8 protein-coding genes are annotated in these 12,675 nt (G+C 41.2%); 1 reads left to right on the forward strand and 7 read right to left on the reverse strand.

Going from position 1 to position 12,675, the window contains the following annotated elements; translation table 11 throughout:
* Positions 1-114: 114 nt before the first annotated feature.
* The gene (locus AC3E9U_RS12535) at positions 115-5,166 is read left to right on the forward strand and encodes an Ig-like domain-containing protein (RefSeq protein ID WP_488747258.1); all 5,052 of its coding nucleotides are present in this window, start codon (positions 115-117) and stop codon (positions 5,164-5,166) included.
* A 173-nt stretch (positions 5,167-5,339) separates the two neighbouring features.
* On the opposite strand, the gene AC3E9U_RS12540 is transcribed toward AC3E9U_RS12535, so the two are convergent.
* The 7 genes from AC3E9U_RS12540 to AC3E9U_RS12570 all read right to left on the reverse strand — a co-directional run bounded on the left by AC3E9U_RS12540 (position 5,340) and on the right by AC3E9U_RS12570 (position 12,675).
* The gene (locus AC3E9U_RS12540) at positions 5,340-7,562 is read right to left on the reverse strand and encodes an NADP-dependent isocitrate dehydrogenase (protein WP_488747259.1); all 2,223 of its coding nucleotides are present in this window, start codon (positions 7,560-7,562) and stop codon (positions 5,340-5,342) included.
* Positions 7,563-7,891: 329 nt separating this feature from the next.
* Positions 7,892-8,245, reverse strand: coding sequence for a 50S ribosomal protein L19 (gene rplS / locus AC3E9U_RS12545; protein ID WP_488747260.1), 354 nt, complete (start codon positions 8,243-8,245; stop codon positions 7,892-7,894).
* Positions 8,246-8,426: 181 nt separating this feature from the next.
* The gene (gene trmD, locus AC3E9U_RS12550) at positions 8,427-9,104 is read right to left on the reverse strand and encodes a tRNA (guanosine(37)-N1)-methyltransferase TrmD (protein ID WP_488747261.1); all 678 of its coding nucleotides are present in this window, start codon (positions 9,102-9,104) and stop codon (positions 8,427-8,429) included.
* A gap of 152 nt (positions 9,105-9,256) precedes the next feature.
* Positions 9,257-9,706: a DUF1569 domain-containing protein gene (locus AC3E9U_RS12555; RefSeq protein ID WP_488747262.1), complete on the reverse strand. Its 450-nt coding sequence runs from the start codon at positions 9,704-9,706 to the stop codon at positions 9,257-9,259.
* 6 nt (positions 9,707-9,712) lie between these two features.
* Complete coding sequence (locus AC3E9U_RS12560; RefSeq protein WP_488747263.1) at positions 9,713-10,384, reverse strand: LOG family protein; 672 nt, start codon at positions 10,382-10,384, stop codon at positions 9,713-9,715.
* Between the two features lie 4 nt (positions 10,385-10,388).
* A complete protein-coding gene (locus tag AC3E9U_RS12565; protein WP_488747264.1) occupies positions 10,389-11,786 on the reverse strand; it encodes an MBL fold metallo-hydrolase RNA specificity domain-containing protein in 1,398 nt (465 codons plus the stop codon).
* Positions 11,787-11,874: 88 nt separating this feature from the next.
* On the reverse strand, positions 11,875-12,675 hold the full coding sequence (locus AC3E9U_RS12570) for a class I SAM-dependent methyltransferase (RefSeq protein WP_488747265.1): 801 nt from the start codon (positions 12,673-12,675) through the stop codon (positions 11,875-11,877).

A 12,675-nucleotide genomic window follows, 5' to 3' on the forward strand; every position in this document is an offset into this window, starting at 1 on the left:
TATACGCCTCGATGTACGTTAACTGCTTCGAGAGTTGAACTTAAAAACCCCAATCAATGGCTAATTTCTTGTAAAATAGGAATTAGCTATTGCTCTTAAATAAAACCTGATTTAATGAAAAAGATTTTAGTAATACTTTTAGTACTTATTTTTGGTAATGTCATTTCTGCTCAAACCGAACCCAACGATTGTGTTCGTGCGATTACCGTGTGTGGAAACGGAACTTTTACTTCAAACGCCAGCGGTATCGGAACTATTCAGGAAGTTACCGGATGTAGCGGATTTGAACATAATTCAATTTGGCTAAAAATTAATATAGTGCAATCAGGCACATTGGGATTTGATTTAATTCCGATCGATCCTGCCATTGTTGTAGATTACGATTTTTGGGTTTACGGACCTAACAGACCTTGTAATAGTTTAGGAAGCCCAATCCGATGCTGTACTACCAATCCGCAATTGGCAGGTTTGGCAAATAATCACACAGGGATGAACAGTACCAGTATTGCGACGACTTCTGGTCCGGGTTCAAACGGTAACGGTTATGTGCGTGAACTTACTGTAACTGCCGGCCAAAGTTATTATATCGCGATAGACAGACCTGTGGGAGACGGAGGATTTACAATCCAGTGGAATGGTACAGCTATGAACGGTACCGGTGCTTTTCCGGTGCCTCCAACAGCAAACTCAATTCCCGATGTAATCACATGTAGTGTTACTCCAAATGTGGGTATCTTCGATCTTTGCTCTATTAGAAATCAGATTAATCCTGATTTAACCAATAATACGATCAGCTTTTACACTACATACGCTAATGCAGTTGATGGAGTTTTTCCTTTGGCATGTATCTACGGGAACACTTCAAATCCACAAGTTATTTATGCGAAAGTAGTGGGGAATATTTCCGGATGTAGTACGATAACACAGTTCAATCTGAGAGTTGTTCAGGTGCCTACGGCAACAATTTCTGTGTCTCCCACCCAGGTTTGTCCCGGCGGAAACACGACGGTTACTTTTAACGGAACTCCCGGAGCGACGGTTGATTACAGAATCGATGCAGGACCTATTCAATCCGCAGTGTTAGATGCAGCCGGTACATTCCAATTCACGGAATCGCTGGCGGCAACGCGTACATATACATTGGTGCTTGCGAAAGTATTAAACAGCAGTAATGTTGTGGTTTGTTCGCAAAACATAAACGTAACAAGAACAGTGACGGTTAATCCGTTGCCTACTATTGGCGGAAATTTATCAGTTTGTTTGAGCGGAACTTCACAGTTAACCGGTTCAGGAACACCTGCCGCGGTTTCTCCTTGGATATCTTCGAATACAAGTGTTGCAACAGTAAGTGCAACAGGATTGGTTACCGCTGTTGCAGTGGGTACAACTGTTATAACTTATACGGATAGTAATGGCTGTTCAAATACGGCAACTGTAACGGTTAATGCATTACCAACGGTTGTAGGTACTTCTGCTATCTGTGCAAATGGTACAACACAGTTAACAGGTTCAGGTACGCCTGCATCTGTGAACCCATGGGTTTCTTCCAATACATCGATTGCCACGGTTAATGCAACCGGATTGGTGAGCGGTGTTGCACCAGGGACGGTAACAATTACGTATACAGATGCAAATGGTTGTTCTTCTTCATTGTCGATTACTGTAGATGCGATTCCTACTATAAGTGGAGTAACATCTATTTGTCAGAATGCAACCACGCAATTGACAGGATCAGGTACGCCGGCGGCTTCCAATCCATGGACTTCGTCTAATACCGCTGTGGCAACAGTTAATAATACAGGTTTAGTAACGGCAATTTCTGCAGGTACTGCAACAATAACTTATACAATCAGCAGCGGATGTTCGGCTACAGCTTTAGTTACTATTAATGCCTTACCAACTATTTCAGGCTCTATGTCGGGATGTTTGGCATCAACGACACAATTAACCGCGTCCAGTGCGCCTGCGGCAGTTAATCCTTGGGCATCTTCAAATCCGGCTGTCGCTACGATAAGCAATACTGGTTTGGTTACAAGCCTTTCGGTTGGAACAACAACAATAACTTATAATGATGTTAACGGATGTTCGAATACGGCACAATTTACTGTAAATTCATTGCCGGTTGTTAGTGGTACTAATGTGATCTGTGTTAACGGTATCACTCAATTTACCGCAACGGGAACTCCTGCGCCGTCAAATGCATGGACAACGTCCAATGCGGCTGTAGCTACTGTAAATGCTAGTGGATTGATTACCGGAGTTTCAGCCGGAACAGCGACCATTACTTTTACGGATAGTAACGGTTGTTCAAATACAAGAACAGTTACGGTTAATGCTTTACCAACCATAAGCGGAATATTATCCGTTTGTCAGGGAGGAACAACACAATTGACTGGTTCAGGAGCACCTTCTGCAACAACACCGTGGGTATCTTCAAATACTTCTGTTGCGACAGTAAGCAATAGCGGATTAGTTACCAGTGTGGCCGGAGGAACAACAACAATTACTTATACCAATATTAACGGATGTTCGGCTAGTGTTGTGGTAACGGTTAATGCATTACCGGTAATTTCAGGTTCTTTATCAACTTGTATCGGAGCAACTTCACAATTGTCAGCATCTAATCCACCGGCAGCAAGTAATGCCTGGACATCGTCAAATCCTGCAGTAGCTACAATTAACGCAACAGGATTAGTAACAGGAGTTTCTGTAGGAGCTACTACAATCTCTTATATTGATAGTAACGGATGTTCGAATACAGCTGTAGTTAATGTATTGACAACACCAACGGCAACTATTGCCATTACGGGACCGTCAACAATCTGTGCCGGATCAACCACTAGTATTACGATCAGCGGATCTCCAAATACAACCGTTAACTATACGGTTAATGGTGCACCTGAGAGTATTGCTTTACCGGCAGCAGGTACACTGACTTTTTCAACTGCAAGTCTTGCTGTACCGACAACATATCAATTGGTAAGCGTTATCGCAGGTTCAGGTTGTTCGGGAACTTTGTCTCAATCGGTTGTGATAAATATTGCGCCTCAGCCAACGGCATCCATTTCAGGATCGACTTCGGTTTGTTTTAATTCTTCAGCAAGTATTTCGTTTTCTGGAACGCCGGGAGCGACTGTAGAATATACGGTCAACGCAGGACCAAGTCAAACTGTTGTTCTTGATGCTGCAGGTTCGGCAACTGTGAACACAGGAAACCTGGCAGCGGACACGACCTATTCTTTGGTTAGTGTAACTGCGGGAACTGTGCCGAATTGCGTTCAGGCATTGTCAGGTTCTGCAACAGTTACGGTAGTACAGACACCTACAGTTACGGCTGCACCTTCGTCTCAACAATTGTGTTCGGGACAGTCAACCGGAATTCAGTTGACAGGAACAGTTCCGAATACTACTTTCTCCTGGACAGTTTCTCAGTCAGGAGGAGCAACAGGAGCATCGAACGGAAATGGTACCGTGATTTCACAATTGCTTACAACAGGAAATACAGTAGGAACAGTAATCTATACGATAACTCCGGCAGTAGGAAGTTGTGTTGGAACGCCGGTTGATGTAACGGTAACGGTAAGTCCGGTTCCGGTTGTTAATGTGAATGTTACGGAGCAGTCTTTCTGCACAGGAGGTACTACCAATATTACAATGACCAGCACAATCCCAACGGCAACTTTCAGTTGGAATGTTATTCAGACATCTGGGTTAACAGGAGCAACTAATGGAACCGGTTCATCAATAAATCAGGTGCTGACAACTTCGGGCACGAATATCGGTCAGGCTATTTATACGATTACACCGCTTAACAACGGATGTCCTGGTACTTCACAAACAGTTACTGTTACAGTGTATCCTAATCCGAATGCTACGGCAAGTCCACCATCTGATACATTATGTTCCGGTGAAACTACCAATATAGACTTGAGAAGTAATGTACCGGGAACGGTTTTCGACTGGACAGTGCTGCAAAGTGGTGTGTTTGGGGCTTCATCGGGTTCAGGAAACAATATCAGTCAGACCTTGACTACGGTTGGTTTGACGCAGGGAACAGTTACGTATACTATTACGCCAACGGTCAACGGATGTACAGGTACGCCAATCACGGTTACGGTAACGGTTAATCCGACACCGGAAGTGTTTAGTCCGACTGCGCCGCAGCCTATCTGTAGCGGTGAGTCTTCAGGAATTACAGTTATGCCGAACATTCCGGGAACTTCTATTTCATGGACTGTGAGTCAAAATGGTGTATCAGGTGCTTTTGACGGAAACGGTACAGAGACTACGCCGGGAGCAGGAATTTCTATCAACCAGATTTTGACGACTACCGGAAGCACACCGGGAACTGTTACCTATACGATCACACCGATAAATAATGGTTGTGCGGGAAGTCCGATTACCATCGTTATTGTGGTGAATCCATTGCCGATGATCAGCATTCCTGACGGGTTTGTTTGTATCGATCCGGTGACTGGGGCCTTGGTTTATGGTTATCCGATGAATACTGGTTTAAGCGACACCGATTATGCAATTCAGTGGCATTTAAATAATGGTACCGACGTAATTGCAACAGGTAGTTCGTATACAGCTACTGAACCGGGATTATACACCGTTTCGATAATGAATAACGCTACCGGATGTTTCGATGAGTTTGACATTACTGTTGGAGCTTCCAATCCGGCTACGAGTGCAAGTGCGGTAGTTTCAAATTACTTTGAGGATACGCAGGCCATCACAGTGACTGTAGTAGGAAACGGATCGTATCTGTATAGTTTGGACGGAGGTGCATTCCAGACCAGCAATGTCTTTGTGAATGTTTTACCGCGAGAGCATACGATAACGATTCAGGATGCTACAGGATGTACTAATATTGTTCTTGAGCATATCATAACGATAGGTTATCCGCATTTCTTTACACCTAATGGTGATGGTTATAATGATACCTGGAACATCTGGTCGCTGAGTGCAAATCAGCCGAATTCGGAAATCCATATTTACGACCGTTACGGTAAGCTGATCAAACAGATTGTTCCTTCGGGGACAGGATGGGATGGAACGTTTAACGGACAGGTGTTACCATCTACCGATTACTGGTTTACCGTTAAATATAATGAGAATGGTGCGGAGAAATTATTTAAAGCACACTTCTCTATGAAACGATAATAATTAATAATTTATACTATGAAGGCCATTCTGTAACGGAATGGCCTTTTTTTATGTTTCTAAGTAAGACTACAAGAAGGCCCGTCTCGATAGCTATCGGCATTTCGCTTCCTAAAAGCAAAAAAGACGATCCTTTCGAACCGTCTTTTCTTAATTATATAAAGAGAAATCTACTAAACCAATTTTTGTAAAATCGTGTTTAATGTTTCACTTGGTCGCATTGCTTTTTCCGTCAATTTGAAAGCAGGCTGGTAGTAACCGCCAATGTTTTGCGGTTTGCCTTGTGATCCGATTAATTCGGCATTGATTTTAGCTTCGTTTGCAGAAAGTTCTGTTGCGATTGGAGCGAATTTCGCTTGTAACTCGGCATCCTTCGTTTGGTTTGCCAACGCTTCAGCCCAGTACATTGCCAAATAGAAATGCGAACCTCTGTTGTCAATCTGACCAACTTTACGAGCAGGAGACTTATCGTTTTTAAGGAATTTGTCGTTTGCCTCGTCTAACGTTTCTGCCAACACTAATGCTTTTGCATTATTTTGTGTCTGACCTAAATGCTCTAATGAAGCACCTAAAGCCAAGAACTCACCAAGAGAGTCCCAACGTAAGTAACCTTCTTCCACGAATTGCTCTACGTGTTTTGGTGCAGAACCTCCGGCTCCGGTTTCGAATAAACCACCACCGTTCATTAATGGAACGATTGATAACATTTTTGCTGAAGTTCCTAATTCTAAAATAGGGAATAAGTCGGTTAGGTAATCACGTAGTACGTTTCCGGTTACAGAGATGGTATCTAAGCCGTTTTTCAATCGGTCTAAAGTGAAGTTTGTAGCATCAACGATATTTAAAATACGGATGTCTAAACCGGTTGTATCATGATTTTTTAAGTATTTCTCAACTTTCTTGATCATTTCTCTGTCGTGCGCACGTTTGTCATCTAACCAGAAAACTGCAGGCGTATCGGATAATCTAGCTCTGTTTACAGCTAATTTAACCCAGTCCTGAATAGGAGCGTCTTTCGTTTGGCACATTCTGAAAATGTCACCTGCATGTACGTTCTGTTCCATGAAAATATTTCCATTTCCGTCATGAACCTGAATAGTTCCGTTTGCAACTGCCTGGAACGTTTTATCGTGTGATCCGTATTCTTCCGCTTTCTGCGCCATCAAACCAACGTTTGGTACAGAACCCATTGTTTTAGGGTCAAAAGCGCCGTTCTTTTTGCAGAAATCTACAGTAGCTACATATAAACCAGCGTAGTTTCTGTCCGGGATCAATGCTTTAGTATCCTGTAATTCGCCTTTTGCATTCCACATTTTTCCAGAAGTACGGACAAAAGCCGGAACAGAAGCATCCACAATCACATCAGATGGAACGTGGAAGTTCGTGATTCCTTTATCGGAATTAACCATTGCCACAGCAGGACCATTGTTTAAAGCTGCTGCAAGAGCTGCTTCGATTTCAGCCTGTTGCGGATGACCAGCAATTTTTGCATATACATCACCTAAACCGTTTTTAGTATCTACGTTCAATGATTTTAAAACGTCTGCATATTTAGTGAATACTTCTTCAAAATAAGTGTCTACGATAGCAGAGAAAATGATTGGGTCAGACACTTTCATCATTGTAGCTTTTAAGTGCACCGACAATAATTGTCCTTTTGCTTTGGCATCAGCAATTTCTTTTTTCGCGAATGCTTTTAAAGCCGATAAGCTCATAACCGATGAGTCGATTACTTCACCTGCTTTTAATTTAGAAGCCGCTTTTAGGTTGGTTGGATTTCCGTTTACATCGATGAAATCAATTACAAACTGCGTATCGTGTTCAACGGTTACTGATTTTTCACTTCCGTAGAAATCACCTGCATCCATGTGAGCAATCTCTGTTATTGAGTCAGAAGACCAGGCTCCCATCGAGTGAGGGTTTGCTTTTGCGTAATTTTTAACCGATTTCGGTGCACGACGATCGGAGTTTCCTTCACGTAGAACCGGATTTACGGCAGAACCTAATACTTTAGCATATTTAGCTTTAATTTCTTTTTCAGCGTCGTTTTTCGGCTCTTCCACAAAGTTTGGAACTGCGAAACCGTGCGCTTGTAATTCGGCAATAGCTTCTTTTAACTGAGGAACTGATGCTGATATGTTTGGTAATTTGATGATGTTCGCTTCAGGAGTCGTTGCTAATTGACCTAGTTCTGTCAAAGCGTCTCCGATTTTCTGATCGTCTTTAAGGAATTCAGGGAAATTCGATAAGATTCGCCCGGCAAGAGAAATATCTCTTAATTCGATATCAATGTTTGCAGGAGCCGTAAATGCCTGTACGATTGGTAAAAACGAATGTGTGGCTAACATTGGCGCTTCGTCCGTCAGGGTGTAATGAATTTTTGATTTCTGTGTCATCTTGGTGTATTTTCAGAATAAATAATAGATGTATAAAGTATTGCTAAAAAAGCTTAGCAAATATAAGAAAATCAGTCTGAAAAGTGATGGCTATTTTGATGGATTTGAGCGAATTGTCAGAATGCTATTTTGTTGACGCTTAATTATGAATCTGATAATTTGAGTCTGAATTTTTTGCCAAAATCTCGGTTTGAAGAGAAATGTAAAAACTTCAGTAGCGTGTTTTTTTTGATTGGTAATTACCAAAAGTGGTATTTGAATTCGAAAAGTAAAGGCAAAAAAAAGTCCCGATAACATCGGGACTGATTTTATAATCTTCAGAAAGCTGATTATCTTCTTCTTCTTTCTTTGATTTTAGCTTTTTTACCAGTAAGTTCTCTGAAGTAGAAGATACGTGCTCTACGTACTTTACCTGTTTGATTTACTTCGATTTTTTGTAAAGCCGGCATGTTTACAGGGAAGATACGCTCTACACCAACTGCACCTGACATTTTACGGATAGTGAAAGTTTCAGTTACACCAGCACCTCTTTTTTGGATAACAACTCCTTTGAAGAACTGAGTACGAGTTTTTTCACCCTCTTTAATTTCGTAATAAACAGTGATTGTATCACCAGCGTTGAATTGAGGAAAATCTTTTTTCGCTACGAATTCGTCTTGAACAAATTTTAATAAACTTGACATGATTATTAATGTTAAATGTTTTTTAATCAGAGCAACATACACGGTTATCGTCAGAGGTTGGGCCGAATGAGGGTGCGAAATTACGAATATTATTTTAAACTACAAAATGGAAAAAAATAGAATCAAGATACAAGAAACAAGATGTTTTCTGTAATCTGCCTCCTGCTATCTGCAATCGGAACTATTCTTCCAGTAAATCCGGTCTGCGTGTTTTTGTGTGCTCGTAAGCCATATTCTCGCGCCATTTTTCTATTTCAGGGGTATTTCCGCTTAATAAAATATCCGGCACTTTCCAGCCTTTGTATTCCGCAGGGCGGGTATAGATAGGAGGGGAAAGCAGGTTGTCCTGAAAACTGTCGGTCAGTGCTGAAGTTTCGTTGCTCAAAACACCGGGAATCAATCTTATAATGGAATCGCATAAAACAGCTGCTCCTAATTCACCACCAGATAAAACATAATCACCAATCGAGATTTCTTTGGTGATAAACTGGTCGCGAACTCTTTGATCCACACCTTTATAATGACCGCAAAGAATTATGATATTGCCTAAAAGTGATAATGAATTTGCCATTTGTTGGTTCAGCGTTTCACCATCCGGAGTCATATAAATCACTTCGTCGTAATCGCGTTCGCTTTTGAGTTTTGAAATGCAGGCGTCGATCGGTTCGATACTCATTACCATTCCCGCACCGCCACCAAACTGGTAATCATCCACATTTTTGTGTTTGTTGGTACTGTAATCCCGAAGGTTGTGCATGTGAACTTCCACCAGTCTTTTGGCAATAGCTCTTTTAAGGATGGAAGCTTCAAACGGACTTCGGATTAAATCCGGTAAAACGGTAATGATGTCGATGCGCATGATTCTGTTGAGTTACAAAGTTGCAAAGGTAGGAGTTTTGAGGGAAAAGGGAAAAGGGATGAGAGAAAAGAAGAAAGAACCAAGAAACAAGAAAAAAGATTGAAAACTACCCTGATTCTTGTCTCTTGATTCTTGTCTCTGTTTTCTAAAATTTAAACCCCAAACTGTCTCAAATGGTGATCCAAATGTTTCCACTGCAGGTTATCCCATTCTTCATGGGTCATACGGCCAAAGAAAGGGTGTTTATGTGTTTTGATTACGTGAGGACCTTCTCTGAACTTTTTGACTTTTTCAATTAATTCTGCTCTTGTGGTTTCAAAATCGTAAGAACCTTTTCGGATGAAGGCAGGGGCAGTAGGACTGTCTTTTTGATATCTTTCAGCTTTTAACAATTTTCCTTTGATAACATATGTGCCAAACAGTGCCATTATAGGGTTGATTTTCAAATGAAGGTTTCCGTAGACAACGTCAAGCGGACCGATACAGTGCGACATCATTTGGTCAACGGTCATTTTTCCCCATTGAGAAAGTGAAGTTGGCTTTAATTTGTTAATTCGGTCAATAATGTTTTGATTGCCTTCCGGCGTAAATAAACTCTCCATAATGTATTATTGTTTTTTGATTAGATGCGTTTTTATATAGTCGACAGCTTGATTTGGGTCGTCTGTTACTAATGCCAAATGTAAGTCTTTTTCTGAAATAGTTCCTTCGTGAAGCATCGTATCCCGAAGGAAATCACCCAATTTTCCCCAATAGCTTTTTCCTAAACACACTACCGGGCGCGGTGGGATCTTACCGGTTTGAATAAGTGTCAGCACTTCGAAGATCTCATCCATGGTGCCAAAACCGCCGGGCATAAGTACGTAAGCTACCGAGTTTTTGCGCAAAATTGCTTTTCGGGTAAAGAAAAATTCAAATTCCACCATTTTGTCCACATAAAGATTGGGTTTTTGTTCGAAGGGCAGAATGATGTTGCATCCGAAAGAGGTTCCGCCGCCTTCTTTTGCACCACGATTAGCTGCTTCCATTACGCCTGGGCCGCCTCCCGTCATTACGGTAAAACCATTTTGAGCCAACGTTTTTCCCATTTCCCTTGCCAGTTCATAATATTTGTGACCTTCCTTAAATCGTGCCGAACCATAAACGGTCACACAATTATGGATTTCTCGAAAGGCTGATATTCCTTCCCATAAATCGGCCATGATTTTATAGGAATCCCTTATTTCATCGGAAAGATCCCTTTTGGCTTCAAAGAAATTTTGTTGGTTTTCAGGTTTCATGATGTCAGATGTTTTTAAAAAGTTTTATTTCATCCAGATAAGACGGAACTAATGCATTCCATCCTTGTTCTTTTAAAGTATCGCATAAAGCTCCGGCGCTGTCCTTTTCGCCATGGATCACAAATGTCTGCTGGGGTGCTTGTTTAAATCCGCCGAGCCATTGTAAAAGTTCGTTTCGGTCTGCATGAGCCGATAAACCGTGAATTGTAAATATTTTGGCATTGACTTCAATTTCCTGTCCAAAGATTCTAATTGTTTTTGCACCGTCCTGTAATTGTCTTCCTTTGGAGCCATAAGGCTGAAAACCGGGTATCAGTACAACGTTATTGGGATTTGATAAACGATGAAAAAGATGGTGCATAATTCTTCCGCCGGACATGGAACCGTTTCCGGCGATAATAACCGCGTCTTTTTGAATGTCATTTATTTTTTTTGAATCTTCGGTGGTTTCGGAAATGATCAGACATTCTTTCAATGTCATAAAAGCTTCATCGTCCTCTAAATCGATATCTTTTAGTCTGTGATATTCTTTGTGTTTACGGTAAAGAGCAGTTGCAGAAATGGCCATCGGACTGTCAACGACAATTGTAACCAATGGAATTTCCTTCGACATCAAAACATTTTTAAGATACATCAGCAGCGTTTGCGTGCGGCCAATGGCAAAAGAGGGAACTAGCAGATTTCCGTCTTTTTCAAACGTTTCATTCATGATTTCGAGAATATCCTGTCTGTCCGTTTGCTTTATCATTCTATCGCCGTACGTAGATTCCACAAAGAGAATGTCGGTAGTTTCGATAGTTTTTGGAGGATATAATAATGGGTCATTATATCGGCCCAAATCCCCGGAGAAAACGATTTTTTTTGTTTCGGAATCATCTGTTATCGATATTTCTACAATAGCTGCACCCAAGACATGTCCGGCATTGTAAAAGCATGCCGAAATTTTATTGGTGATATTGATTCTTTGTTCAAAAGGAACACTTTTGATGTGAGGTTGGATGCGTTCAACATCTTCGGTGACAAATAACGGTTCCGGATTTGCATGTTTGGAATATCCTTTTTTCTTAGCAAATTTGGCATCTTCCTCCTGAAACCTTGCGGTGTCCATCAGCATCATGTGCATTAGATCTGCGGTGGCTGTTGTGCAATAAACAGGGTTTTCATAACCCAATCGGAACAACCTCGGTAGAAGGCCGGTGTGATCTGTATGAGCGTGCGTCAATACGACTGCATTTATCTCGGATGGTTTTATTGGGAATTCGGCCCAGTTGAGTTCTTTTAGACTTTTCCTTCCCTGGAACATTCCGCAGTCGACCAAGAGATTAAAACGGTCTATTTTTAACAGGTATTTTGAACCGGTTACTTCGCTTGCAGCCCCTAAAAATAAAACACTTACATCCATGATTGAACTGTTTACTTTCGTCTTATAAATTTAGGGAAGATTCTTTAATTTCTTTTGAGAAATGTATTTCTATTATAGGATGATTTTTTTATTTTCTGATTGCTGATAAGGAATACACCATTGGTATTTTATTTTGCAAATGTTTTATCCTGAATTTATTCGGTTCAAATTCCTCCACATTGTTGAAACAGCTGTAAGGGGAATAATCGTACTCGTTAAAAGTGTCGATTGTCAGACCATCGCCAATTAAAGCATTTAAAACTTCCGACAGCGGATGGTTCCAACTGACACTTTTGTTTTCGATAGGTGCATTTTTGTCGGCGTACGTTCCTGATTCTTCTTCTATAATCGATTCAACATTGAAATAACTGTAATATACTTCTTTGAAATCGTAATCAAACATCCATACTACCGGGTGAAATTCGGCAAAAACAAATTTTCCTCCTGGTTTTAGAAAATGAGCAATCACACCGGCCCATTTGTCCAAATCAGGCAGCCAGCCAATGGTTCCGTAACTGGTGAAAACGATATCGAACTGTTCATCAAGGTGATTCGGCAGATCATACACATCGGAACATAGGAATTTGGCATCAACGTTTAATTGCGTCGCTAATTCAGTAGCTTTATCGATGGCTTTATCGGATAAATCGATTCCGACAGTTGTTGCACCTAAACGAGCTAATGAAATCGTGTCTTGCCCGAAATGGCATTGCAAATGCAGAATTCTTTTACCGGAAACATCTCCCAACAGTGCCAGTTCAATTTCATTTAATGTAGATTTTCCATCCAGAAAGCTTTGCATGTCATAGAACTCGGAATCCACATGAACGGCAGTTTTCTGATTCCAGGTTTTTTTATTGATATCGAGATAATCTTTCGGAATTTCCAT

The sequence above is a fragment of the Flavobacterium sp. 21.1 genome (assembly GCF_057801535.1).